The sequence below is a fragment of the Clostridium sp. C1 genome, assembly GCF_018223625.1.
Classification (GTDB): Bacteria; Bacillota_I; Bacilli_A; order Erysipelotrichales; family Coprobacillaceae; genus Allocoprobacillus.
The window spans coordinates 2,098,315-2,123,016 of sequence record NZ_CP073631.1; the positions used below are offsets into that span (position 1 = coordinate 2,098,315).

Below are 24,702 nucleotides of genomic sequence, written 5' to 3' on the forward strand. Positions count from 1 at the left end.
ACTTACATATTTTTTTGTCAACACAGTCATCATAAAATAAAAAAAGAGATAGTTTTCCTATCTCCAAAAATTCGCATTTCCACTACCAAGAGAAACAACTTCAAATTTGGTATTATGTGAGGTGCCACCACCAAAATATCTTTTCCCAGAACCTTCACTACCATTAAAAATATCTATTTTATTTCCCTTAATAGCACCACCACGATCTACAACAATTCCATAAATAGTCCCTGCTGTATTTAAATTATGATTAGAAATCTTAATCACAGTTCCAAATGGAATAGATCGATCAGCAGCCAAACAATAATATTTCTTTCCTTTATAATATAAGTAAGGTGAGTTGGTATTATTGACTCCACTCGTTGGGGATAATTTCACACCAGATGAAGATGTTCCTCCACATCCTGTACAATCTCCACCATATATTGTCAATCTACCTGTAAAAGTTGTACCTTTTAAAACACCACCATATTGAATAATCTTATCTACTGGCTTTTCAATAATTTCTTCTTTAATCATTTGACGATCAGTTTCTTTTCCATTAGCATAAGTCAACAGATAAGTTCTTTTAGCTTTTCCATCTTTTCCTTCTTGAACAACTGTTTTTGTCCAGCTTCCACTACCTTTGGTTTTTGTTGAGTATGGTATTGTTTCTATTTTTTCTATTGTTTTCGTTTCAACTCTTGTGATTTCAATATAATCATTTTGTTGAACAATCTCTTCTTTATCTTTATTTAAAGTATCCTTCTGATCTAACTCAACATTTAATTCATTTAAGACATTTGATACTGTATCCTGCTTGACCAAATAATCTTTTTCCTCCTGTAAACCATCTTTTAAACGAATATCTACAGTTGGAATAAAATCTGTAATCTGATTAACAGCTCCTGATGATACAGTTGCTAACATAATAACAACATATACCACAGCCATCGCTAAAATTCCTTTTGTTCGGCTATCAGCCGAGACAATTGCCTCTTTAGCTTTTTGTAACATAAAATATCCTCCTTATTTAATCCCAAACATTTTTTTGGCATTAAATGTTGTGATTCTAGCAACGTCTTCTATCTCCATGTTCTTTAGCTTTGCTATTTCCTGGGCAATATACACAACATTTGCTGGCTCATTCAACTTTCCTCGAAATGGGTGAGGTGTTAAATAAGGGCAGTCCGTTTCAATCATTAAATGTTCTATATCAATTGATTGAGCAACTTCTTTAGGGACTTTTGCATTCTTAAATGTCACGGGTCCAGCTAATGATATTTCAAAACCTATATCAATATATCGCTTTGCCATTTCTACCGATCCACTATAACAATGCATAATGCCATAATGTGCAGTTTGTTTTAAGATATTGTAAGTATCTTCATAGGCATCTCTAGCATGAATCACAATGGGCTTTTGATATTTTTTAGCAATTTCAATTTGCTTTATAAAAATATCTTTTTGCTTTTCATGAGGGACTTCTTCCCAATAATAATCTAAACCTATTTCTCCTAAAGCCACTACACATGGGTCTTGAAGCAATTTTTCAATTTCATTTAAATCTTCATCAGTTGTATCCTTACAATCATTAGGACTTATTCCGACTGCTGCATAGATAAATGAATACTCATGAGCTATCTCAACAGCTTTCTTTGATGACTCTAAATCATATCCTACAACAACCATATTTTCGACTTGATGTTCTAAAGCATTTTGAATAAATTGATCTCTATTAGGATACAATTGTTCACTATTTAAATGTGTATGTGTATTGAAATACATCTTCATCACCCTGAGGCATAATAACAAATATTTAAAGCTTTGTCAAATTTCTAAAAACACAAATATACAATTATTCCCATTTTATCGACATTTTTCTTATTCACAATTCCATATATTTGTCATTATAACAAACATCATTCTATACTCTTTTGAAATATTCCAATCTATAAATATTTGTCAAAAAACGTTGAAATCACCAACATCATATTTATAGTATGTCTATTTCACAATTATTTAATCAAATTCTCATAACAAAATAAAAAGGAGATTCTTCAATCTCCCATCAATCACTATTCACCCTTAAAATCAAAATGTTTGAAAACATCACTTACAGGTAAATCATTTTCAATACTTTCAATAGTATAAGCCAATAATTCAGCTACACTAATTTGTACTAATTTATCAAAACGTTTTTCTTCTGGAATAGCAATTGTATCTGTAATAATCACTTCTTTTGCGACACAATCTTTTAATCTATCTACTGCTGGTCCTGATAATACACCATGAGTACAAGCAATATAAACATCTTTAGCACCTTTTTCTTTTAAGACTTGTGCTCCAGCTACAATTGTACCAGCTGTGTCAATCATATCATCAATTAAGACACAGTTTTTACCTGCAACATCCCCAATAATACCCATAACTTCAGCAACGTTTGGTTTAGGACGTCTTTTGTCAATAATAGCAATTGGACAATCCAATGCTTCTGACATTTTTCTAGCACGCGTTGCTCCTCCATGATCTGGTGATACAACACATAAATCTTCAATATTTTTATTTTTAATATATCTACAAATAAGAGGTAAAGCTTCCATTTCATCAACTGGAATATCAAAGAATCCCTGAATTTGACGTGCATGTAAGTCTACTGTCACAACTCTATCAACCCCAGCTACTGTTAATAAGTCAGCAACTAAACGTGATGTAATTGGTTGTCTTGGTTTTGCCTTACGATCTTGTCTAGCATAACCAAAATATGGTATAACTGCTGTAATTTCTTTTGCTGATGCACGTTTTAAAGCATCAGTTAAAACTAAAATTTCCATTAAGTTTTCAGTCACTGGATTTGATGTTGATTGTACAATAAAGACATCTTTTCCACGTACTGATTCTTCAATTTCAACTAAGATTTCACCATCTGCAAAATGATGAACTTTACTTTTCCCAACTTCTGTCCCTAAAATATCAGCCATTGAATGAGCTAATTCCTGATTAGATGATAAAGCAAATATTGTTATGTTATTTTTCATTTTTACCCCATATTCTCCTTATTTTTTATTTTTATTTCGTCTTTCGTATTCTTTTTCACGTATTTCTTTTAATATCTTACTATAACCTTGTTTATTTTCTTGTCTAGCTCTCGCAATTGCCATCGCATCTTCATCAACTTCTTTTGTAATTGTTGATCCTGCTGCAATATAAGCATTCTTTCTCACTGTCACTGGAGCCACTAAATTGGTATTACATCCAATAAAGACATTATCTTCAATCTTTGTGAGTGATTTATTTTTACCATCATAGTTAGATGTAATTGTTCCACAACCAAAGTTAACATCTTGACCAACCTGAGCATCTCCTACATAAGTTAAATGTGAAGCCTTGCTTCCTGCACCAAAGTCAGCTTTTTTCATTTCTACAAAGTTACCTAAATGTGCATTCTCATGAATATGACAATTTGTTCTCAATCTTGCATATGGTCCAATATCTACACCACTTTCAATAATTGAATCACTTAAAACAGAGAATTTAATTTCAACATTATCTTTAATTTCCATATTTGTAAATTCACAATATGGTCCAATATGACAATGACTTCCAATCACTGTTTTCCCTTTTATAATACATCCTGGTTCAATAATTGTATCGTGTCCAATCACAACGTCTCTACCAATATACGTATTAGATGGATCGACAATAGTCACTCCATTTAAAAGATGTTCACGATTAATACGATCTCTTAAAAATTGTGTTGACTGAGCTAATGCTACACGATCATTAATACCACCAACTTCATCAAAATCATCAATCTTATAAGCATCTACTTTTAAACCTTGATGATTCATGATTCCAATAACATCAGTCAAATAATACTCATTTTGCGCATTATCATTTGTCACTTGACTTAATGCTTCAAATAAAGCTTTATTGTCAAAACAATATTCTCCAGTATTCATTTCAGTAATATCTTTTTGACTTTCTAATAAATCTTTAAATTCCACAATTCCTGTGACTTGACCATTTTCTTTAATAATTCTTCCATAATGTGTACTTGGATCACAATCAGCACTCATGATTGTTGCCTGATTATGATGTTCTTGATGATACGCAATAAATTCTTTTAATGTTTCTTTACGAATCAATGGTGCATCACCACATAAAACAAGAGTCATTCCATCTCGATTAGCTAAAATATCTTTAGCCTGCAATACAGCATGACCTGTACCAAGTTGTTCTGTTTGATCAACAAAAGTGACATCATCCACAATTGCTTTCACTTGATCAGCTTCGTGACCAACAATCACAATTGTTTCATCTACACCTAAAGCCTTTAATTCATCTACAACATGATTAATCATTGGCTTATATAATACTTCATGTACTACTTTTGGTTTATCAGACTTCATTCTTGTGCCTTTACCAGCAGCCAATACAATAGCATATACTTTCATTTTTTTCTCTCCTTATCGCCACTATTCTAACAAAAAAATATATAAAAAAAAAGAGGAAACAGGGAAATACTTATGTTCATACCCATATTTTTCCATTCTTTTTTATAAAATCAAAAGTTAGTTATTTATAACTTCAGTGAATCCTTATTTAAAATCTCTGTTTTTCTGACAAAAGCATATCTATTCAAAAAGAACTGATAGCCTTTTTCTAACAACTCCTGATCTTGAGTTAAACCAAATACACAAGAACCACTTCCAGACATTAAAGCGCCATCAAACCCTAATTCTTTCATTTCTTCTTTAATTTTTAATATATCAGGGACTATCTTTAAAGATGCTTCTTCTAGAGTGTTCCCTAAACAATTGACAACCCCCTGATAGTCATTATTTTCAATAGCTTCTTTCATATCCATGATTAGAGGATGCTCTGCATTTGTTAAATCAAGCATTCCAAATGATTTCTTTGTAGATACACCTTTTTTTGGTTTAACCAACAATAAATAACAATGAAAATCTTGATTAATAAATTCTAACTGTTCTCCAATTCCTTTCACTAAAGCCATTTTTTCATAAATACAAAAAGGAATATCAGCCCCAACTTCTTTCCCTATTTTGGCTAATGTGTCTAAAGACAAATTCAATCTAAACATACGATTCATTGCTTTTAAAACAGCTGCACCATCCGCACTTCCTCCAGCGAGTCCTGCTTGTGTAGGAATATGTTTATAAATATGAATCTTGACTCCATAAGGAATTTGATAACGTTCTATGAGTAACTGTGCAACTTTATACATGATATTTCTTTGATCTGTTGGCATACGATTGGTATTTGCAGTGATTTGAATACCATGATCAATCTTTTCAATATAAATCAAGTCATGTAAAGTTATAGGTGCCATGATCATCTCTAAATCATGATAACCATCTTCTCTTTTTCTGACAACATCCAATGCTAAATTGACCTTTGCATAAGCTCTTATTTTCATACTTTTCATCCTCTCGTTGGATATATTTTTCTGGCGACACCTCTTGTATCAATGCCCCCTATTCCACTTTGTTTGTGTGATGTATGATTGATAATATCTTCCACATCACAATAATTTCTAACACTCTCATTAGCTACTAGACTTGCAATATAAACAGGGTCTAATGCATGAATATTAATACGTTTAGGACTGGAAGCAAAATTAGCACCACTCGCTAATAACATTTCATAGTACGATTGACACGCTCCAGCAATAATAATCAAAGCATCCTTATCTCCCTGATACTGTCGTGCTTTTTTCACTGCTGCCATATAATCTAATGAATGTTGATAATTCTGTCCAATACTTTTATCAGCATTTTTTCTTAACGCATCATGTCCAGTAATGACTAAAATCTGAGGCTTGTGTTTTTCTAATAATTCAACAACACGATCAGCCATTTCACTTTCTTTCATATAATAACAATCAGCCCTAATCTTTAATTCTTCATATTTTTTCTGACACATCTTTAAATACTTTTCATCACCATCCAGATGTAAAACTTTACCTCTAATCACAGGATGTCTTTCCATCACAAAATGATCATCATCATGAGGTTGAACTTCACTTAACTCCAAGTCTTCTTCCTCACTATCAGCAATCAATCTTAATTCTACACCTCTTAAATAATAAACATCATCTTTAATATCAAATATTTCAAACAATATATCTCGATTATATTTTTTTCTCACAACATAATCGCCAATCTTCATAAACATCACCCATATATCATATGAATTTATAAATAATGTGTGAGTTTTTGATAATCTTCAATCGTTAATTGTTCTGGTCTTGTTTTTAAATCAATATCACATTCATTTAATATGTTTTCTGTATTTTCTAAAAACAATCCTTTTAAATTATTATAGATTGTTTTTCTTTTTTGTGTAAATGCCTGTTTTAAAATCTTTGTTAAAAGTGGGTTGTATGTCTTTTCCATCATAATAGATAAAATCGCACTATCTACTCTTGGAGCAGGTGAAAATACATTTTTAGAAACTGTCATATCTAAAGAAGCTTGACCTATACTTTCTATCATAAAAGTCAATGGACTATGATAAGATGCATCTGTTAATTTCAGTGCCACTTCTTTTTGAACCATAACATGTATACTATCAATATCTGCCTGTGATGTAATAATATGTTCTAAAATATCTGATGTAATATAGTATGGTAGATTTGCTACAATACAAACCTTTGAATAATGTTGTTTATAATGATGAACAACCTGTTTTAAATCAACTGTTAAAAAATCTTGAAATATGACTTCTACATTAGTACATTCTTGCAGTGATTCATTTAAGACATCTTTTAATCTTATATCAATTTCATAGCTCACAACATGTCCTGCTCGATAAGATAACTGTTCTGTTAATGCCCCAATACCCGGTCCAATTTCAATCACACAGGTTTGTTGATCAATAGATGTACAATCTACAATTTTTTGTACAACATTTAAATCTATTAGAAAATTTTGCCCAAATTTCTTTGTTGCTTTCATATTGTATTTTTCTAGTAGATACATTGTATTTGCCTTTTTTGCTATATCTTTCATTCTCTCACCTAAAACCTATTATAATCCAATTTCATACAAAAGAAAAGCAACCTATTTCAAGCAATCAAAAAAGTATCAATCTTAACTTCATTTTGAATGATACTTTTTGTAATTAACTTAGATGATTCACTATTTAATAACTGATTTTTTTATAAGAATATATTTAATAGATGCATATATAATCGTAGCTAATGCTACAATCAAAAAGAAATAATGAGATATAAATCCAATAAATGTATCTATATGATTTGTAAGAGGAATAACAGAGTAAAAGATGATAAATAGACATGTTAAAATACAACCATGTTGAAATTGTAATTGAGCATCTCTCATCAAATCTTCTCTTGTGACTTTGATTTGTGAAATTAATGCGTCTTGATCTGTATAAAAAACAAGTGCATCATTATTAATAGAAACATTTGTAAATAATGTCCATCCTTGATCTTTCATATGTTGAATATACTTTTTCTTTAAATCATCATCTTCGAATCTTTGATATTCAACAAGATACCTAATCTTATTTGTAGCTGATTTTTTGAAGGTAAAAGCTATAAAATGCAATGGTGGAAATAATATAAATGGAACAATTGATTTTAAACGATAACCCTTTACAGCTTTCTTATTAATATATCTTTGCATAGCGACCATTCCCATATCACTTTTTATTCGTAGCATATCAATACCTCCTCACCTTTATAATTTATAATAATTGAATATGATTTTTATAAGCTCTACCAATTTGTAATGTTTCATCATTTTTTAATAAAACATGATCAGAAAAAATATTTTTAATCCACTGTTTATTGACAATAAATGATTTATGAATCTGGATAAATTGTGATGATTGAATTGTGTTTAGAAAATCTTTTAAGTTTTTTCTTTCTACCATTGTGCCATTAATAGAATGAATAATAATAGAATGTCTTAATGATTCTACATAATAAATATGTGATAAACGAATTTGAGATATAATTCCATTTCTTTGGTATTGATAATATTGGAATTTATCTTGTATATCCTTTAGGATATAATCCTTATATTTTTCAAGTTCTTTTATAAATGCCTGCTTTGAAAAATAAAGATCAACCTTTAGACGAATACATTCACTTGTAATTACATAATCCTCTGGTCCAATAACATAATATAAAGAATAGGGAGAATAAGGATGATTAGCAATAAGTTGTAAGTCTTCTTTATTTTGAATTTCAAAAATATAAATATCTTGATAGCTTTGTTTTTGATAAGGAACGATGCAATATTCTAAATGCTCTTTTTGAAAGAACTGTTCAAATGATTGTTGAATCATTTGATTATTTTTTGAAGATATGCTAACTCTAATCATTTTGATTGCTCCTTATCTATTCTTTCTAAGTAATAAGAAAGATGTTCATGAGAATGTAACGCATCCAAGATATGATAACCATCTTTAAAATGAATACCTTGTTCCTTCATAAAATCTACAGCTTGATTAAAATCCTTTTTACCAGATAATGTTAAAGCAATAAAACTATAAACTGAACCATCATAAGTATGAATATTAAACCAAACATCATAACCAATAGCACCAAAAGGTGCTCTAGGCACTTTCGCATATGTGACAGCAATATAATCTATCTGTTCCAAATTGATGACAACTTGATATGGAAAACGTTTTGCTACAAAAAGTTGTTGATAATATGTTAAAATTTTATCAATACCTTTTGAATAATTAGTAAATTTTAAAGTCTGAGTATCTATTTCCCACATCAGTTCACTACATGCTGCCTCTGGAAAGATAACAAAAATACTTAAAAAAATGATTACAATACCAGCATAATTCATTCCTTCCCAAGGTGTAAAAATATAAATTGCAACTCCTAAGAGTGAGTAAAAAGTTGATAATAAAATTGCCGTTAATATTGACGGTTTACCAACAACATACTTCATAAGTCATCACCTCTTTAAAATCTCATTCTAAATAATTCATTATTAGCATTTATAACATCAATTGTATCTTCATTACACTTTAAGTGCTTCATTAAAAATTGTTTAATATCTTTCTTAGATAAAGATGACCACCCTCTTACTGCTTTTTTCCCATAATAATTCCATTTCCCAATTTGATTAAGTATTTCCCAAGAAATATTTTTCTCATCCTTAAATATGATAAAATAATCAAATTCAATATTTTTATCCAAATGTAATTGAAATGTTCCAAGAAATGGTTTTAACTTTGATAATATCGCCTTTAACATGATTCCTTCCTCCTTTCACTTTTTATTTTATGCCTTTTTATAACATTGTAAATATAAGCGACATCAACAACATCTTATAGACTTATTCTACTTTATTTTAGAGTTGAAATCATTTATAATTTGTTGTGAGGTAAAACATTATGGATAGAAAAGAGAAAATTATCGAAGAAATAAAAAAAAGTGAAAAACCTGTTTCTGCATCTGCTCTGGCGAAAAAATTAGGTGTATCCAGACAAATCATTGTTGGTGATGTTGCTTTAATTCGTGCCAGTGGAACCAATATTATTGCTACTCCTAGAGGTTATATTTTAGATAATCATCAATTACAACATACCTATACTCTTGCTGTTAAACATACCCAAGAACAACTTGCTGATGAATTGTATACGATTGTTGATTTAGGTGGTTCTATCATCGATGTTATTGTGGAGCATCCCATCTATGGACAATTAACAGGAAAATTACATTTATCATCACGTTATGATGTTAATCAATTCTTGAAAAAGATTACTCATGATAATGCAAAACCTTTAAGTCAGTTAACAAATGGTCTTCACTTACATACAATTCAATGCTTAAATCAAGAAACATATCAACGTATTGTTGATGCTTTAGATGAAAAAGGATATTTATTTAAGAAAAGTTAATCATTTCTAACAACATGAACTTAAGGAATATAATTATTCTTAAGTTCGTGCTTTTTATTATAGATTCACAATAAAATATGATTTTCAAAAACATAAACTTATAGGACTAGAGTTCAATCTCTAGACTTACTTTTTCATTTCCTTTTTATGGCAGGAATCACCACTTTTTGATATATTACTATATCTCCTATTGACATATTCATTGTAGTATATCATATGTACTATTTCAACATCCTCTATCAAATCACATTAACTTTGCAATTTTTATCATAAGAAACTTATTTTCATTTTATAAATCCTCCCATATCAATATGACAACTCCACACTCATAAAAAAAGTATACAAATATCTACAATTTGTATATCTTATAAAAAAGCAAGAACATTTCTATCATGTTGTAGAGTTAAAACTCAATTAACTTTCTTCATGTTGAAAGGATTCATTTTTTATTGACACATTCTCATTTTTGGATATAATTAGTCATAACATGTGTCTTGACACATATATTGATAAGGAGGAAAACAATGAAATCACATAAACATATGCAAGTTTTTGTTTTAGCATCTCTATTAATTGCAGTAGGAACAATCATCCCTATGTTGATGCCTAAGATTATTATAGGTCCTATGTCTTTTACTTTAGCTTCACATGTTGCAGTCATGATTGCAATATTCATCAGTCCAGCTGTTGCGATAGCAGTATCTTTAGGAACAACGCTTGGTTTTTTCATGGCAGGTTTTCCATTCGTTGTTGTTTTACGTGCCTTAACGCATGTGATATGGGCTTATTTAGGTGCTCAATATGCCAAAAAGAATCCACAAATCTTTGAAAAACCATTAAAAACTTTACAATTTAATATTGTGATTGCACTTATTCATGCTCTTGGTGAAATGATTATTGTCATTCCTTTCTATTATGGAAATGGTATAGATATGCAAACATTTATGTACATGATTTTTGGTTTAGTAGGACTTGGTACTGTGATACATAGCTCTATTGATTTTTGTTTAACACTTCCTGTATGGAAAGCATTAACTCAAAGCCATCGTATTCAAGGTATTTCTCAAGTAAAGAAAATCAATTTAATGAAAAATGCATAAAAAACATATAATCGTTTTTGATTATATGTTTTTTAATTGCTCTAAAATATCTTCTTTTGTAATACCAGCCATATTTAATCTTTTAAATAATGTTTTAGCATTCCCATAACCTAAATGAAACAAATCATAAATCATCAATCTTTTTTGCTTATTACCAATAATATCTAATGAAACAAATTCTTCCCAACTTATAGATTGAGTATTTTGAGAAAAACTCACAACATTTTCTAAAGCTTGAATGATGGCTTCTTCTCTTGCTTCAGCAATTCCTAATTTTCTTTTTCCAATAGCATCTTTTTTATCTACAAATGCCTGTTTGACATGTGGGATACGTTTCATAATCATATTTCTAATCTTCATACCCGGATAGTCAGGATCTGTTAATAAAATAACTCCTTTTGTTTTATTCATTTCTTCTATAAAATCTAAAGTTTCTTCTGTCAACGCTAAACCATGTGTTTCTATCGTATCTGCATCAAATAACTTTTGAATAATTGCTGTATCTGTTTTTCCTTCAACAACAATCACTTCCTTAATCTTCTTTTTCATCTTTTTCTCCAGTATTCATCACTTCATAACATACTTCTTCTTTTTCTTGTTTTGCCTTATACAAAAGCTTATCGATATCCTCAATAAGACTACCTTGTGGTTGTTCTTGACAATATATACCACCAATACTTGCTGATATATGAACATCAGGATAATGAACGAGCTGAATATCTCTAATTGCATCTCGCATTTGATATAAACGCTTTTGAAAAGCTATTTCACTTATATCTCTAAAGACAATTAAAAATTCATCGCCACCATAACGAATCACTGAATCACAGCTTCTTGTCATAGAAAGCATAACCTTTGCTAATTCTTTTAAAACAGTATCTCCAACCAAATGTCCAGATGTATCATTAATAAGTTTAAATTTATTAACATCAAGCATCATAATGCCATCATTTTGACTAATAATCCCTTTCACTTGCTCATCATAATAAGCACGATTAAAAACTTTTGTTAATGAATCAGTATATACACGTGCATTCAATTTCGTTAATATTTTTGCTAGTTGACTTTGTCCCTGTGCTCCATAAAGTGTATGGTTATCAGACTTAGAAATCATTTCCAAAACAAAAGCTCTGTCTTCTATCTCTATATATTTTGAAATAACAAAAAATATACGGCTATCAATAAATTCATACTTTGTGACTTGCCCTTTTGTTGTAAAAGCTTTTGCACTACTACAATTTTGGCATTTTCCTGCTCTATTCCAAAACTCGTAACAAGCATGTGGTTCTACACATATTTGTTGCTGATCATCTAAATAATAAGTTTTTGTCGTCGCAATATCCACTAATCTCACTTCATCAAATATCATTTCCTGTTGTTCAATAAATGTTTTCAGCTGTTCCATTGTTAAAAACTTGATGATTTCTTGATTTTTTAAGACCTTTTCCATTATGATTTCTACTCCTTAATATCATATTAGCCTTTCATTCAATAATTATAAGTCGTCACTATTGTAAGCATAATATTCTATAAAAATCAAGAATTTTAATGGTAATCATGACCAAATAAATAATAATTTTTACTGTCATTTTTATGTTTTATTCAGTATAATATGTTGACAGGAGTGAATTATATGAATAAGTATAAATATTTATTATTTGATGTTGATGGAACTTTATTAGATTTTGATAAAGCTGAACAACAAGCATTAAAAAACACTTTTCAAAATCATCATATATTATTAACTGATGAGCTTCTTCAAAGATATGAAACCATTAATAAACAATTATGGAAAGATTTTGAAAAAGGATTAATTGATAAAAAAACTGTTGTTTACACACGTTTTGTTCAATTATTTCAAGAGTTTCATATACATCAAGATGGTATTGCTTTTGAAGATGATTATCAAAAAGCATTAGGTGAAGGTTATTTTCTTTTACCTCATGCAAAAGAAATATTAGAAACACTTTATCAAAAATATCCATTATATGTTGTGACTAATGGCGTTTCTAAAACACAATATAGTCGTTTAAGAGGAACACATATTGATCAGTATTTTCAAGATATCTTTGTATCAGAAGATATTGGTTATCAAAAACCAGCTAAAGAATATTTTGATTGCTGTTTTCATAAAATAGAGGATATAAAATTAGATCAAACATTAATCATTGGCGATTCTTTATCTAGTGATATACAAGGTGGTATTAATGCAGGTATTGATACTTGCTGGTATAATCCTCAACATCTTAAAAAACCTCAAGATATGAATATCACTTATGAAATTCATGATTTAAGAGAGTTATTTCAAATATGTAATTAAAAAATATAACAAATATAAAAAGCAGGGATCATCCTGCTTTTGTTATAATGCATTGTTTTTATAGAAAGATATACCATATCCTATGATATGTTCATACCCTTCTTCTATCAGTCCTTCAATATATTTCTGTCTGATAATCTGTTCACTTGCCTTTGCACTGTCCTTTCTTAGTTCCTTGATGCTAGATGAATGTTTATATTCTATAATCAGTGCTATATCAAATCGTCCATATCCACTTTTCTTATTGGATTGAACTGTATAGCCATTAGCCTTTAAAAAGCCCACCATAAAGCCATGATATAAGTTTTCATAGTTATCATAATAGCTGATGCTCTGTTGGAGAACATCTTGCAATAGTCTATTGGCTTTCATGACATCTTCCTGTATCAAAGATTCTATGAATGATGAATCTCTTTTTCTTTGATAGCTTTCAAACCATTTCATGAAGATATCTTCATAGATATATTTAACTTCTTTATTAGGAATCACAAGTTCATAGGTATAAGGATGATCATTATCAACCTTACTCTTGATTTTCAGATAACCATCATACCATTCCTTCATCTCCTGATGCTTATCCATTAGATTGTAGTATTTCAAAAGTTCATCAATTTCTTCTTGGGTAAATTCAAAACAATCAGATGCCTCTACATCCATAATGGTTCTCACTGTAAAGTTATTAAGACCTGTAAAGATGCTTTCTTTGGATATTCTTAGACACCCTGTTAATACTCCTCTTTCCAGTGCATCGTTAGTTTTTAATGCAGATGAAAAGACGCTTCTAATAAAATCAACCATTTCATCATAGTAACCATGTTGACAGGCACTCTGTAAAGGCACATCATATTCGTCTATGAGAATGATGACTTTTTGATGATAATAGTTAAATAGAATAGATGAAATATCTTTTAAAGACATATGTAATTCATTAATATTGATGTTTATATCACTATTTTGTATATCACTATATTTATCAACAATATTTGCAATGATATTGGCAAAAATATAAATCTGAGATTGAAAAGTATTGCATTCATATCTTTCAAAGATAGAAAAATGACAGGATATTAATTTTGATGAAGCATGAGATATTGATGTTTTGATACATTCAAACCCTCAAAAAGATAAGCATTTTCTTTTTCCTTGTTAGAAAAGAAATAATAAAGCATACTCATGTTTAATGTCTTTCCAAAATGTCTAGGGCTTGTATACAACATGACCTTATCGCTTAAGACATCATCTATAAGCATTGTCTTATCAACATAATAATAAATCTTATCAATGAATTCTTTAAAATTTTCTGTTCCTGTTGTGATACGCTTCATTATGATTTTTCCTTTCTTTTTGATTATATTATAGTCAAACAGTACAAAAAAAGTCCTGTATTTCTACAAGACCTTTCCTATTTATTTTAAATTTCTAAATATATCCAATACATCTTCTGATAACCCATCAGATACAATCACCATATGGTCATTGACTTCTACTTTCTTTTTATCATCACCAATTGTTTTTTCATCCATGATACGTTCAAACTCATCACCATCTTCATAACGATAAACATCAATATTTCCATTATCCGTTACATAACGATAACCTTCTACACCACCAACATTTGTTGCATCTAAGACATTTTTAGAAGAATAATCAATGTTTCCTTCTTTCAAGCCATTTTCAAATTGAGCATACCAATCATCTGTTTTGTTAGTTGGTGTGTTATTGTTATTTTCATTTTCTGTCACATTATCTGTTGAACGATTGTTATTGGCTGTATCATCCGATGTATCTGTCTGACTACTACAACCAGTAAATACAGTCATACATAAAAGTAATGCTAATATTTTTTTCATCATCTTAACCTCCATATTCATATCATGGTCAAAGAATGAAGAAATATACATATTTATTCATTAACTTTTTCAAATGCCTGTGGAATAAGATGTTTATCTTCTTTATTTTTAAAACGATAATAAAGAATTGTAAGAAGTGAACAAATCATAAGAATTCCTAAAAAGATGATGATTTCATTTGTAATGGGCATTTCTGTCATACTAATGACTTTTCTAAATCCATTGACACTATAGGTATAAGGGACAAATGGATGTAGCCATTGATAAAATAGACTTGATGTTTCTAATGGATAAGTTCCTGCTGATCCACCTAAATTTAAAATCATAAAGACTAACAATAAAAATTCTCCTATATAACCTGTTGTCAGTGACAACAACATCACAAGTGACATAAAAGCAGCTGAAACAATAATCGCAAAGAGATAAGTCATCAATAATTGTTGAGGTTCAAAGCCACATATCCATCTTAAACTTGTGATTAAAATGATAGCTGATAATGTTGATACACTATACATCACAGAGGCTTTTGATAGCCAATACTTGAATGGTGATGAAGCTTTTTTTATACCTTTTCTTATTGGATACATAAGTGTAAAAGCTAAAGCAGCAACATATAAAGCCACGCTCATCATATAAGGTGCCATCGCATGACCATTGTTTGTGACTGTGGAAATCGCTTCATGACTTGTTTCTACTGGTGCGGACATCATATCCAACGTTGAATCTTGAATATGAAAATTAGCCTTTTCTACTCCTTCCTTCAAACTTTCATCTAATTTTCGAGTCCCATTTTGAAGTGTCTGTAAACCATCACTTAATGTTAATGAACCATCACTCAGTTGTTTTGCACCTGCTTTAATCTGTGTTGAACCTTGAGTTAATTGTGTTGATCCTTGCATGATTGTTTCATTTTGAGATATTAATGTGGTTGTACCATCATATAATGCTTTTACTCCTTGATTTAATTGTTCTATTCCACCGAAAAGAGCTGGTGTCTGTTGTTTAAACGATAATAATCCATCTGTTAATTGTTGACTTCCCTGCAATAATGTTTGATTTTGATGTTCTAATTTTCCTAAGCCATCATGAATCTGACTAACACCTTTCATATAAGCTTCAATACCCGGTATTAATGATGTTCTCACTGATGTATTCAAGTCTTCTAAACCACTTTGGAGTTGTTGGCTTCCTTTTTCTAGTTTTTGTGTATTTTTATACACTTGTGTTAAACTTGTACTGAATTGACGGATAGCTTCTTGATTCCCTGTGATTACACTTTTTTCTAATTCTATATACGAATAATGTGTTAAAAGATACTGTACATCTTGTTGATTCAAAGCGATATTCTTGGCTTCTGCATCACTTAACTTTTGGTTCATCCATTTTTGAGCCATTGATGGATTGGAAGACATCAATTGATTCAACAATATTGTTGCTTGATTTAAAGAATCATTAGCCTGTGTGATTGTTTGTATTTGTTCCATATTGATTGAAGATAACTGTTGATTGAGTTGATTCAATCCTTGATAAACCTGTTGATTGCCTTCTATAAGTTTATCAGTTCCTTGATCCAAACTTTGCATTCCTTGAGTTATTGGTTCTTGATTTTTCATAAGTTGTTGTGTTCCTTGATAAACACTTGAAACACCTTTTGTATATTGTTGTAGTCCTGTGTTTAATACTGAAGACCCCTGAGATAATGCCTCCACTCCATCATGAAGTGGTTGTGTTGATTGATACAATGTGTCCAATCCATCTTTTAAAGTATAGACACCATTATGCACTGTTAAAACACCTTCCGTATAATCTTTTAATCCTTTTGTCAGTGTTTGTGCTCCGTTTTCAAATGAAAGTGTACTGTCTGCTAAAACTTGAAGATTATCTGAAATCAGTTGGTTTCCATCTACCAATGCTTGACTTCCATCAGATAATTGATGTGCCCCATTATTGGCTTGTTTTAAACCATCTGTTAACGTTGTAATTTGTTCAAAAATTGTTTGAGCATATGTTTTTGTCACAGTTTGTGAAACTTCTGATTTGATTTTTTCGATTGCTGAATCATCCATTTTAGAAGCAATGTAGTTACTTCCCGGATTCGTTGTATAATGAAGTTTCATTTTTTGTGGTTGTTCATCTAAAAGTGTTGTTGCATTTTTTGAAAAATCTTCAGGAATAGTAATGATCATATAATATTGACCATCTTCTAATCCCTTCTGTGCTTTGCTTTTATCCACACATTGAAAATCCATAGTTGTATTATCCTTAAGACGCTCTGTTAATTCTCTCCCTACATCCAAAGTACGATTCCCATACTTGACTGGCAAATCAAGATTCACCACAGCTACGGGAATCTTTCCTGTATTTCCATATGGGTCCCACATAGAACCTAAAAAAATACAAGCATATAAACTTGGTATCAAGATAATCGCTACAAGAACAATCTTCATCCAAGTATGGCGAAAAATATTCTTCCACTCCTGTTTAATCATAAAACTCCTTCTTTCTTTATTATCTTTAGATATTTAATATCCATAGATATTAAATATCTAAAGAATATTATATAAATTTACAAATAATTGTCAACTCTTTTAGATACAAAGAGTTCTTTTTCTGTTAAAATAGAAAAGAAGGTGATGAAAATGAAGATTAGAAAGAGTTTTGAACAAGCTATTTGTATATTACTTTTAATAGGTGCCAATGATAAACCCATTAAAAGTCATGAACTGAGTGAAAAACTATCGGTATCAGATTCTTATCTTAAAAAAATCACCAGACAACTTGTTGTTTCTGGTTTGATTCAATCTATGGCTAATAAGCGTGGTGGTTTTGTTTTAACAAGATCTCTTGAAAATATTTCTTTATTGGATATTTTTGAAGCTATGGAAGGAAAAGAACCTTTTGTGAAAACAACACATTTGGTTGATAAGGTTTTTGATTCTCATTTAAAGGTTAAGGAAACAGAAGATTTTATTGTTGATTATTTAAATGCTGCTGAATATCAATATAAACAAAAATTAAATGAAATCACTTTATCACAAATTATAAATGCAGCCCATCAAGGAGGAGAAAATTTATGAATGAATACATACTTTCTATTTTAAAAGATATTATGGCGATTGACAGTCCTTCTGGTTATACTAAAGAAGTCATTGAATATTGTCAAAAAGAAGCACAAAATTTAGGATTTGAAACAAAACTGACTAAAAAAGGTAATCTACAAATATTCGTAGATGGACAAGATGATTATACAATTGGGTTCTGTGCTCATGTTGATACACTAGGATTAATGGTCAGAAGTATTAAAGATGATGGAACTTTAGCTTTTACGAATGTTGGTGGTCCTATTATTCCAACATTAGATGGTGAATATTGTCGTATTATGACAAGAAATCATGATGTTTATACAGGAACAATTCTTTCCAATTCACCTGCTGCTCATGTTTATAAAGATTCTAAAGACAAAGAAAGATCATGTGATACAATGCATATTCGTCTTGATGAAATCGTTAAAACAAAAGAAGATGTAAAAAAGCTTGGTATTGATAATGGTGATTATATTGCGATTGAACCTAAAACAACATTCACTGATTCAGGATTTATTAAGTCAAGATTTTTAGATGATAAAATGAGTGTTGCGATACTTTTTGGTGTTTTGAAATATTTATCACAAAATCATATTCGACCTCAACATAATCTTTACTTTATGATTTCTACATTTGAAGAAGTGGGGCATGGTAGTAGCTATGTTGATTCAAATGTTGATGAATTGATTGCGGTAGATATGGGATGTATTGGAGAAGATTTAGCTTGTAGTGAATATGATGTCAGTATTTGTGCGAAAGATTCCAGTGGTCCTTATGACTATGAAATCACATCTACATTTATAGAACTTGCAAAAAGAGAGAATTTACAATATGCAGTTGATATTTATCCATTCTATAGTAGTGATGTTTCTGCTGCTTTAAGAGGTGGGCAAAACATCAAAGGTGCTTTAATAGGACCGGGCGTTCATGCTTCACATGGTATGGAAAGAACACATATCCAAGCTGTAGAAAATACGTATCGCTTAGTTCTTGCCTATATTCATCAAGGTGAAAATCATGAATAAAAAATTACTATTATTTGATGTTGATGGTACGCTAATCAGCTATGATGGGACCGTTCCTCAAAGTTGCAAAGATGCATTAAAACAAGCGAAAGATTTAGGACATTATGTATTTGTTGTGACAGGAAGAACACGTAATCGTGCAACTGTAGGAGATATTGAAGTCAGTGGGATGATTTGTGGAAATGGTGCTTATATTGAATGTGAAGGAAAGGTGCTAAAAGATCAAAAACTTTCATTAGCACAAGTGAAAGAAATTACTGATTATTTAGATTGTCATGATTTATGTTATTTCATGGAAGGGAATGATGGTTTATATGGTTCCCATGATTTTGAAACAAGAGCGGTTCCTACTTATCAAAAATATGGTCATCAAGGTGATATTAAAATTCGTGATATTTATCCAATGATGACATTTCCTGAAAGCACGTATCAAGAAAATATTACAAAAATCAATTATATTTTAAATAGTTATCAAGATTATCTTGATTTCAAAGAGCATTTTCCACAATTTCAATGTTTAACTTGGGGTGGTCAAGGAGAAGAAGCTTTATTTGGTGACTGTGCTTTACCTCATATTGATAAGAAGAAAGCCATTGAACAATTAATAGATTATCTACAAATAGATCAAGTTGATATTTATGCTTTTGGTGATGCTGAAGTGGATATTCCTATGTTTGAATGTGCTGGTACAAGTATCTGTGTAGGCAGTGGTAGAGAGGCAGCCAAAAAAGCAGCCACTTATGTCACTGATGTTGTTAAAAATGATGGCATCTTTAAAGCTTTAAAACACTTTCAGATTATTTAAAAAGGACAAAAATTTTGTCCTTTTTATTGTCTATTCACTTTGATCCATTCATATGCAAAATCACAAAGAGATTTCATTTCTAAATACCTCGTTTTTGCTAGACCCACAGTTCCAGCTTCGATATGATATTGGCTTTCATAAGCCTGACCTATATCCAAAAAATCACTATCATCATAAGCAATCTCTAAAAACTCTTTCCACACACGTTTGCCGTTTTCAATGATGGCTGCCCCATTGGTATACCATTGAGGACACTCTTGCCAAACTTCAGCTAAATGCATACAAGTACAATGATCATAGCTGACTCCTAATAGTAAAACATGTGCATTCAAGTCATATAATCTTTGTAGAGGTGAATCTTTGCCAAATCCTGGTGATAATGGATGTTTTTCAACAATCATGTTTGCCATTTTTCCTCTAGCACTAAATGATACTTCTGGATGATAGGAACGCAAAACTTGAGGATAATGCCAAAAGGCTTCCGCAATCTTTCCCATTTCTCTTGTTGGTGTTTTATCACATTCAAAAGGAGGCATATAATCTTTAATCACAGATATCCAATCGGCTGGAACAGGAGGATTTTGCCACAATTCTGGCTGACTGTTTTCTCCACTAAAGCTTGGCATAACAATTGTTCCTTCTTCTCCCACTGTTTCAATTAATGCTTCAATCACAGCTATTTCTCGTCCAGCAATCCATCCTATTTGTGACATGGACGAATGCACTAAAACAATATCTCCTTTTTGTATTCCTATCTTTTGAAAATCTTCTTTCAAAGTATCTTTAGTTTGTGGTCTTATACTCTTTTGAATAACACTTGCTTCACTCATAATGTTCCATCTTTCCAAATGTTTTGATCAATAAAATCAAACACTTTATTCCAATAGTCTTCAACATCATAGTCTTTTGCTTGAGCATGACCAGCTTCTTTTACAATATAAAGCTCTTTCGTCGTAGGACAAGCATCATAGACTTCATAAACCATATCTACAGGCACAAAATCATCTTTACCCCCATGAATAAATAACATTGGTGCATTCGCTTTTTTAACCTGTTCTAAACTCGAAGCCTCTTTAAAATCATATCCTGCTCTTATTTGTGCCATAAAATTGGAAATATCTAATACTGGAAATGTTGGTAAAGAAAAACGCTTATCCAGTTCACTAGCAAAAATATCCCACACACTTGTATAACCACAATCTTCAATATATCCAACCACATGTGGTAAATGATCTCCTGAAGCCATCATCACTGTTGCTCCACCCATTGAAACACCATGTAAAATAATTTGAGCTTGATTATCTTTTTCAATAATCCAGTTAACCCAACAGGCGATATCATCTTTATCTAGCCAACCCATACCAATATATTCTCCATCACTTTTCCCATGAGCACGATTATCTGGTAAGACAACATTATATCCATGTTCATAATAAGTTGCCCCATAAGACATCATATTTTCATTACTTGATTTATAACCATGAATCAAAATGACCCATTGGTGTGTATTTTCATGATCTAAATATTTACCTTTTAAGTTTAGTGAATCATCACTACTCACAATCATAGGTTTCGTTTGACTTTCAAAATCAATCCCTTTCACCATTTCTTTTTCTTGATTTTGATCAATCTGTTTTTGAACAGAATCACTGAGTTGAACTTCATCACTTTCATCTATTTCTCTTTGATCAGAAGAACTACTTGGCGATAATGCATAATTTACAAAATAACTCCCTACTCCATATCCAGCACTTAAAAGAATAGAAACAACAATAAAAGTGATAATAAACCATCTTTTTTTCAAAACCATCATCCTTCCATACTGGCTTATTGTACTGAAAAAATATGAATTCTTCAAGAAAATGAGTAGGAATTCCTACTCATTAATTAATTTATTTTCAATTAAAAACTGTTTTGCGACATCACTTGTTTTCTTATTTAATTCATCAACTTGATAATTCAATTCTACCATAACATCATCATTTAAATAATTCTGTAACTGATTAATCAAATCAGCAACTTCAGGATATTCATCAACAATAGTATTATTGACAATCGGTATCGCATGATATGGTAAAAAGAAATTTTTATCATCTTCTAAAACCTGTAAATCAAACTTCTTTAATAGTCCATCAGTTGAATAAGCATCAATGACATCACATTCATTGTTCATTAATGCTGTATAACGTGGTGCTCCATCAATAGGAACAGTCTGTTTGAAATGAATAGGATATGCTTTTTGTAATCCTACCCAGCAATCTTCTCTTTCCATAAACATTAATGTTGGTGAAAATGTAAGTTGTTGAGAAACTTTACATAAATCGCTTATTGTTTTGATATGATACTGCTCAGCTGTATCTTTTCTAATCGCAAGTGTATAAGTATTGTTGAAGCCTAGAGAATCTAAAACATTTAAATCATATTGTTCTTTCATCTGTTCTTTGACAGTGTTATAGACTTCATCAACATTTCCATTAGGTTCATTTCCTAAGACATTACCATAAATTGTTCCTGTATATTCTACATACATATCAATGGATCCCGTACGCACAGCATCTAAGACAATAGAACTTGAACCTAGAGATAATGACTGTTCCACATCTATGTCTGTATTCTCTTCAATATAATACTTCAACATATAATTTAAAATCTCTTGTTCAGTAAAATCCATGCTTCCAATTCTAATGACTTGACTGCCATTTGTCTTTGCTAAGCCTGTATAAACAAAGCTGGCTGCTAAAGCAAGACATGAAATAACAATGACAACTTTATCCAATATACCTTTCATTTTGGATCTTGGTTTTGATAATTGGAAACTCTTTGGTGTGACTAATCTCTCTAAAATAGAAAATATATAATCTATAAGTAATGCCAGTAAGCAGGCAGGTATAGCTCCAGCTAAGATTTGAGCATTATTGACCGTTCGAATACCCGCATAAACCAGATATCCTAAACCATCAGCGCCAATAAAAGCTGCCAAAGTCATCAAACCAACCGAACTAACTGCACTAACTCTGACTCCTGCCATAATAACTGGTGCTGCCAGAGGAATCTGAACTTTATATAAAATTTGAAATCTATTTAAACCAATACCTTTAGCTGCTTCTAAAGTTTCTCCGTTAATATTGTCCAGTCCTGTGACTGTATTTTTAATAATAGGTAATAAAGAATAAAGTATCACCATGACAATGGCTGGTTTTGTTCCAATTCCTAAAAGAGGAATCATAAAACCTAATAAGGCCATTGATGGAATCGCCTGAATAATATTTGCTAATGCCATAATTGGTTTTTTAGATGGCTTAAAATAAGTAATAAAAATACCTAAAGGGACACCTATAATAATCGCAATCAAAATAGCCATAACAGTCAATTGAACATGACCTATTAATAAATCAAAAATCTGCATATAGTTTTGGGAACAATAATCTATAAATGCCTGCATTATTCTCCCTCACTTTCATCATATTTTTTAGAAAGAGTTGTAACCAGAGTACTCTTGGTAATTAAACCTTTTAAGATCCCATCATCTACAACAGGAATTGTATACATATTCTTCTCTTTGGTGATATTTAAAACATCAACGATTGATTCCTGTGAAGAAACTGTGATACATTCCTTTTGCATAACATGACCCACAATTTCATCTTTATTTTTTTCATCAGCTGCATCAGCCGCATGAATAACACCTTTAAAATGTCCCTGACGATCTATTACCATCAAACTATCAACTCTTGAATTAAACATCATATTTAAAGCTTTTACACATTTTAAACGATCATAACAGGTAATTGGTCGATCTATCATAATGTCTGCTGCTTTGATTAATTCTGGTGAATCCCAGATACGCTTTTTCCCAACAAAGTTTAAAACAAAGTCATTGGCAGGATGTTTTAAGATTTGTTCTGGTGTATCGTACTGTTGAATCTTTCCACCACTCATAATACATATACGATCTGCCAATTTGATAGCTTCTGCCATATCATGTGTCACAAACACAATCGTCTTTTGAACACTATTTTGTAATGTCAACAGTTCATCCTGTAATTGATTTCTCGTAATAGGATCTAACGCACTAAAAGGTTCATCCATTAAAATAATATCTGGTTCACTTGCAAAAGCTCTTGCAACACCTACACGTTGTTGTTGACCACCACTCATCTGAACAGGATACTTATCTAAATATTCATCTGGATCTAAACCAACCATATTTAAAACATCTTTCACTTTTTCCAAAAGATGTTTATCATTTTTATTTTTTAACTTTGGAATCAGTTCAATATTTTCTTTCACTGTCATATGAGGAAATAATCCTGTTTGTTGAATAACATAACCAATATTACGTCTTAATTCAATTTCATTTTCCTCACTAATATCCTTTCCATTTACATAAATTGTCCCCTGGCTTGGTTTAATCAACCGATTAATCATCTTTAAAGCAGTCGTTTTTCCACACCCACTGGGTCCAATCAAACAAACAAATTCACCATCATTCACTGTAAAATTGATATCTTCCAATACATGTTTATCTTTAAATGACTTGTAAACATTTTGAAATTCTATCATAAGCAAAACACCTCACTTAAATACATTTTATATCTTAGATGTGACTCTTATGTGAATTC

The 24,702-nt window shown here is 30.8% G+C and carries 27 protein-coding genes; 6 read left to right on the forward strand and 21 right to left on the reverse strand.

Annotated features, from left to right (window positions below):
* Positions 1-57: 57 nt before the first annotated feature.
* The 11 genes from KEC48_RS11250 to KEC48_RS11300 form a co-directional block, all read right to left on the reverse strand.
* Positions 58-996, reverse strand: a complete 939-nt coding sequence (locus tag KEC48_RS11250) for a G5 domain-containing protein (RefSeq protein ID WP_211962317.1) — start codon at positions 994-996, stop codon at positions 58-60.
* Positions 997-1,008: 12 nt separating this feature from the next.
* A complete protein-coding gene (locus tag KEC48_RS11255) occupies positions 1,009-1,767 on the reverse strand; it encodes a TatD family hydrolase (protein ID WP_211962319.1) in 759 nt (252 codons plus the stop codon).
* Between the two features lie 290 nt (positions 1,768-2,057).
* Positions 2,058-3,017, reverse strand: a complete 960-nt coding sequence (locus KEC48_RS11260; RefSeq protein WP_087359100.1) for a ribose-phosphate pyrophosphokinase — start codon at positions 3,015-3,017, stop codon at positions 2,058-2,060.
* Positions 3,018-3,035: 18 nt separating this feature from the next.
* On the reverse strand, positions 3,036-4,436 hold the full coding sequence (gene glmU, locus KEC48_RS11265) for a bifunctional UDP-N-acetylglucosamine diphosphorylase/glucosamine-1-phosphate N-acetyltransferase GlmU (RefSeq protein WP_087304467.1): 1,401 nt from the start codon (positions 4,434-4,436) through the stop codon (positions 3,036-3,038).
* A 125-nt stretch (positions 4,437-4,561) separates the two neighbouring features.
* Positions 4,562-5,422 (reverse strand): 4-(cytidine 5'-diphospho)-2-C-methyl-D-erythritol kinase, encoded by an 861-nt coding sequence (gene ispE / locus KEC48_RS11270; RefSeq protein WP_211962321.1) that lies wholly within the window; start codon positions 5,420-5,422, stop codon positions 4,562-4,564.
* 5 nt (positions 5,423-5,427) lie between these two features.
* The gene (locus tag KEC48_RS11275) at positions 5,428-6,174 is read right to left on the reverse strand and encodes a sporulation peptidase YabG (RefSeq protein WP_087359094.1); all 747 of its coding nucleotides are present in this window, start codon (positions 6,172-6,174) and stop codon (positions 5,428-5,430) included.
* Positions 6,175-6,200: 26 nt separating this feature from the next.
* The gene (gene rsmA, locus KEC48_RS11280) at positions 6,201-7,016 is read right to left on the reverse strand and encodes a 16S rRNA (adenine(1518)-N(6)/adenine(1519)-N(6))-dimethyltransferase RsmA (protein ID WP_211962323.1); all 816 of its coding nucleotides are present in this window, start codon (positions 7,014-7,016) and stop codon (positions 6,201-6,203) included.
* A 129-nt stretch (positions 7,017-7,145) separates the two neighbouring features.
* Positions 7,146-7,691 (reverse strand): DUF2812 domain-containing protein, encoded by a 546-nt coding sequence (locus KEC48_RS11285; RefSeq protein ID WP_211962325.1) that lies wholly within the window; start codon positions 7,689-7,691, stop codon positions 7,146-7,148.
* A gap of 25 nt (positions 7,692-7,716) precedes the next feature.
* Positions 7,717-8,358, reverse strand: coding sequence for a LytTR family DNA-binding domain-containing protein (locus KEC48_RS11290; RefSeq protein ID WP_211962327.1), 642 nt, complete (start codon positions 8,356-8,358; stop codon positions 7,717-7,719).
* Positions 8,355-8,942 carry a hypothetical protein gene (locus tag KEC48_RS11295; RefSeq protein WP_211962334.1) on the reverse strand — a complete coding sequence of 196 codons (588 nt, stop codon included), beginning with the start codon at positions 8,940-8,942 and terminating at the stop codon, positions 8,355-8,357. Before KEC48_RS11295 ends, KEC48_RS11290 begins: the two co-directional genes overlap by 4 nt.
* 14 nt (positions 8,943-8,956) lie before the next feature.
* Positions 8,957-9,250 carry a hypothetical protein gene (locus KEC48_RS11300; RefSeq protein WP_211962336.1) on the reverse strand — a complete coding sequence of 98 codons (294 nt, stop codon included), beginning with the start codon at positions 9,248-9,250 and terminating at the stop codon, positions 8,957-8,959.
* 140 nt (positions 9,251-9,390) lie between these two features.
* On the opposite strand from KEC48_RS11300, the gene KEC48_RS11305 reads away from it, so the two are divergent.
* The gene (locus KEC48_RS11305; protein WP_211962338.1) at positions 9,391-9,897 is read left to right on the forward strand and encodes a transcription repressor NadR; all 507 of its coding nucleotides are present in this window, start codon (positions 9,391-9,393) and stop codon (positions 9,895-9,897) included.
* Positions 9,898-10,421: 524 nt separating this feature from the next.
* Positions 10,422-10,997 (forward strand): hypothetical protein, encoded by a 576-nt coding sequence (locus tag KEC48_RS11310; RefSeq protein WP_205089155.1) that lies wholly within the window; start codon positions 10,422-10,424, stop codon positions 10,995-10,997.
* 21 nt (positions 10,998-11,018) lie between these two features.
* Here the strand turns inward: KEC48_RS11310 and rnmV are convergent, their stop codons facing one another.
* Together rnmV and KEC48_RS11320 are read right to left on the reverse strand one after the other, a co-directional pair.
* Positions 11,019-11,546, reverse strand: a complete 528-nt coding sequence (gene rnmV, locus KEC48_RS11315; protein ID WP_211962340.1) for a ribonuclease M5 — start codon at positions 11,544-11,546, stop codon at positions 11,019-11,021.
* A complete protein-coding gene (locus tag KEC48_RS11320) occupies positions 11,530-12,447 on the reverse strand; it encodes a GGDEF domain-containing protein (protein WP_211962342.1) in 918 nt (305 codons plus the stop codon). The genes rnmV and KEC48_RS11320 overlap by 17 nt, the downstream gene beginning before the upstream one ends.
* Positions 12,448-12,630: 183 nt before the next feature.
* Between KEC48_RS11320 and KEC48_RS11325 the strand changes: the two genes are divergently transcribed.
* The gene (locus tag KEC48_RS11325; protein WP_087359078.1) at positions 12,631-13,317 is read left to right on the forward strand and encodes a YjjG family noncanonical pyrimidine nucleotidase; all 687 of its coding nucleotides are present in this window, start codon (positions 12,631-12,633) and stop codon (positions 13,315-13,317) included.
* Between the two features lie 42 nt (positions 13,318-13,359).
* Here the strand turns inward: KEC48_RS11325 and KEC48_RS16370 are convergent, their stop codons facing one another.
* The 4 genes from KEC48_RS16370 to KEC48_RS11345 all read right to left on the reverse strand — a co-directional run bounded on the left by KEC48_RS16370 (position 13,360) and on the right by KEC48_RS11345 (position 17,656).
* On the reverse strand, positions 13,360-14,421 hold the full coding sequence (locus KEC48_RS16370) for an AAA family ATPase (protein WP_349291062.1): 1,062 nt from the start codon (positions 14,419-14,421) through the stop codon (positions 13,360-13,362).
* Positions 14,385-14,642: an AAA family ATPase gene (locus tag KEC48_RS16375; protein WP_087357831.1), complete on the reverse strand. Its 258-nt coding sequence runs from the start codon at positions 14,640-14,642 to the stop codon at positions 14,385-14,387. The genes KEC48_RS16370 and KEC48_RS16375 overlap by 37 nt, the downstream gene beginning before the upstream one ends.
* An 81-nt stretch (positions 14,643-14,723) precedes the next feature.
* On the reverse strand, positions 14,724-15,167 hold the full coding sequence (locus KEC48_RS11340; RefSeq protein WP_087357834.1) for a hypothetical protein: 444 nt from the start codon (positions 15,165-15,167) through the stop codon (positions 14,724-14,726).
* 53 nt (positions 15,168-15,220) lie between these two features.
* On the reverse strand, positions 15,221-17,656 hold the full coding sequence (locus KEC48_RS11345; RefSeq protein WP_211962346.1) for a YhgE/Pip domain-containing protein: 2,436 nt from the start codon (positions 17,654-17,656) through the stop codon (positions 15,221-15,223).
* A gap of 150 nt (positions 17,657-17,806) precedes the next feature.
* Here KEC48_RS11345 and KEC48_RS11350 point away from each other — a divergent pair, with 150 nt between their 5' ends.
* From KEC48_RS11350 to KEC48_RS11360, 3 genes are read left to right on the forward strand one after another with little or no spacing between them, the layout of a single operon-like run.
* Positions 17,807-18,244 (forward strand): Rrf2 family transcriptional regulator, encoded by a 438-nt coding sequence (locus KEC48_RS11350; RefSeq protein WP_205089160.1) that lies wholly within the window; start codon positions 17,807-17,809, stop codon positions 18,242-18,244.
* Positions 18,241-19,275, forward strand: coding sequence for a M42 family metallopeptidase (locus tag KEC48_RS11355; RefSeq protein ID WP_211962348.1), 1,035 nt, complete (start codon positions 18,241-18,243; stop codon positions 19,273-19,275). Before KEC48_RS11350 ends, KEC48_RS11355 begins: the two co-directional genes overlap by 4 nt.
* Complete coding sequence (locus tag KEC48_RS11360) at positions 19,268-20,080, forward strand: HAD family hydrolase (protein WP_211962350.1); 813 nt, start codon at positions 19,268-19,270, stop codon at positions 20,078-20,080. The genes KEC48_RS11355 and KEC48_RS11360 overlap by 8 nt, the downstream gene beginning before the upstream one ends.
* Positions 20,081-20,103: 23 nt before the next feature.
* Here the strand turns inward: KEC48_RS11360 and KEC48_RS11365 are convergent, their stop codons facing one another.
* From KEC48_RS11365 to KEC48_RS11380, 4 genes are all read right to left on the reverse strand, one after another.
* Positions 20,104-20,910 (reverse strand): AAC(3) family N-acetyltransferase, encoded by an 807-nt coding sequence (locus KEC48_RS11365; protein WP_205089162.1) that lies wholly within the window; start codon positions 20,908-20,910, stop codon positions 20,104-20,106.
* Positions 20,907-21,884 (reverse strand): alpha/beta hydrolase, encoded by a 978-nt coding sequence (locus KEC48_RS11370; protein WP_249191356.1) that lies wholly within the window; start codon positions 21,882-21,884, stop codon positions 20,907-20,909. The genes KEC48_RS11365 and KEC48_RS11370 overlap by 4 nt, the downstream gene beginning before the upstream one ends.
* Positions 21,885-21,956: 72 nt before the next feature.
* Positions 21,957-23,522 carry a glycine betaine ABC transporter substrate-binding protein gene (locus KEC48_RS11375; RefSeq protein WP_211962354.1) on the reverse strand — a complete coding sequence of 522 codons (1,566 nt, stop codon included), beginning with the start codon at positions 23,520-23,522 and terminating at the stop codon, positions 21,957-21,959.
* Entirely contained in the window at positions 23,522-24,643 is a 1,122-nt protein-coding gene (locus KEC48_RS11380; protein WP_211962356.1) for an ABC transporter ATP-binding protein, read from the reverse strand. The genes KEC48_RS11375 and KEC48_RS11380 overlap by 1 nt, the downstream gene beginning before the upstream one ends.
* Positions 24,644-24,702 lie beyond the last annotated feature (59 nt).

What these genes read in the sequence shown, in the direction of transcription:
- KEC48_RS11250 (WP_211962317.1), bottom strand. Translation starts at nt 996, where the DNA reads ATGTTACAAAAAGCTAAAGAGGCAATTGTCTCGGCTGATAGCCGAACA.
- KEC48_RS11255 (WP_211962319.1), bottom strand. Translation starts at nt 1,767, where the DNA reads ATGTATTTCAATACACATACACATTTAAATAGTGAACAATTGTATCCT.
- KEC48_RS11260 (WP_087359100.1), bottom strand. Translation starts at nt 3,017, where the DNA reads ATGAAAAATAACATAACAATATTTGCTTTATCATCTAATCAGGAATTA.
- glmU (WP_087304467.1), bottom strand. Translation starts at nt 4,436, where the DNA reads ATGAAAGTATATGCTATTGTATTGGCTGCTGGTAAAGGCACAAGAATG.
- ispE (WP_211962321.1), bottom strand. Translation starts at nt 5,422, where the DNA reads ATGAAAATAAGAGCTTATGCAAAGGTCAATTTAGCATTGGATGTTGTC.
- KEC48_RS11275 (WP_087359094.1), bottom strand. Translation starts at nt 6,174, where the DNA reads ATGAAGATTGGCGATTATGTTGTGAGAAAAAAATATAATCGAGATATA.
- rsmA (WP_211962323.1), bottom strand. Translation starts at nt 7,016, where the DNA reads ATGAAAGATATAGCAAAAAAGGCAAATACAATGTATCTACTAGAAAAA.
- KEC48_RS11285 (WP_211962325.1), bottom strand. Translation starts at nt 7,691, where the DNA reads ATGCTACGAATAAAAAGTGATATGGGAATGGTCGCTATGCAAAGATAT.
- KEC48_RS11290 (WP_211962327.1), bottom strand. Translation starts at nt 8,358, where the DNA reads ATGATTAGAGTTAGCATATCTTCAAAAAATAATCAAATGATTCAACAA.
- KEC48_RS11295 (WP_211962334.1), bottom strand. Translation starts at nt 8,942, where the DNA reads ATGAAGTATGTTGTTGGTAAACCGTCAATATTAACGGCAATTTTATTA.
- KEC48_RS11300 (WP_211962336.1), bottom strand. Translation starts at nt 9,250, where the DNA reads ATGTTAAAGGCGATATTATCAAAGTTAAAACCATTTCTTGGAACATTT.
- KEC48_RS11305 (WP_211962338.1), top strand. Translation starts at nt 9,391, where the DNA reads ATGGATAGAAAAGAGAAAATTATCGAAGAAATAAAAAAAAGTGAAAAA.
- KEC48_RS11310 (WP_205089155.1), top strand. Translation starts at nt 10,422, where the DNA reads ATGAAATCACATAAACATATGCAAGTTTTTGTTTTAGCATCTCTATTA.
- rnmV (WP_211962340.1), bottom strand. Translation starts at nt 11,546, where the DNA reads ATGAAAAAGAAGATTAAGGAAGTGATTGTTGTTGAAGGAAAAACAGAT.
- KEC48_RS11320 (WP_211962342.1), bottom strand. Translation starts at nt 12,447, where the DNA reads ATGGAAAAGGTCTTAAAAAATCAAGAAATCATCAAGTTTTTAACAATG.
- KEC48_RS11325 (WP_087359078.1), top strand. Translation starts at nt 12,631, where the DNA reads ATGAATAAGTATAAATATTTATTATTTGATGTTGATGGAACTTTATTA.
- KEC48_RS16375 (WP_087357831.1), bottom strand. Translation starts at nt 14,642, where the DNA reads ATGAAGCGTATCACAACAGGAACAGAAAATTTTAAAGAATTCATTGAT.
- KEC48_RS11340 (WP_087357834.1), bottom strand. Translation starts at nt 15,167, where the DNA reads ATGAAAAAAATATTAGCATTACTTTTATGTATGACTGTATTTACTGGT.
- KEC48_RS11345 (WP_211962346.1), bottom strand. Translation starts at nt 17,656, where the DNA reads ATGATTAAACAGGAGTGGAAGAATATTTTTCGCCATACTTGGATGAAG.
- KEC48_RS11350 (WP_205089160.1), top strand. Translation starts at nt 17,807, where the DNA reads ATGAAGATTAGAAAGAGTTTTGAACAAGCTATTTGTATATTACTTTTA.
- KEC48_RS11355 (WP_211962348.1), top strand. Translation starts at nt 18,241, where the DNA reads ATGAATGAATACATACTTTCTATTTTAAAAGATATTATGGCGATTGAC.
- KEC48_RS11360 (WP_211962350.1), top strand. Translation starts at nt 19,268, where the DNA reads ATGAATAAAAAATTACTATTATTTGATGTTGATGGTACGCTAATCAGC.
- KEC48_RS11365 (WP_205089162.1), bottom strand. Translation starts at nt 20,910, where the DNA reads ATGAGTGAAGCAAGTGTTATTCAAAAGAGTATAAGACCACAAACTAAA.
- KEC48_RS11375 (WP_211962354.1), bottom strand. Translation starts at nt 23,522, where the DNA reads ATGCAGGCATTTATAGATTATTGTTCCCAAAACTATATGCAGATTTTT.
- KEC48_RS11380 (WP_211962356.1), bottom strand. Translation starts at nt 24,643, where the DNA reads ATGATAGAATTTCAAAATGTTTACAAGTCATTTAAAGATAAACATGTA.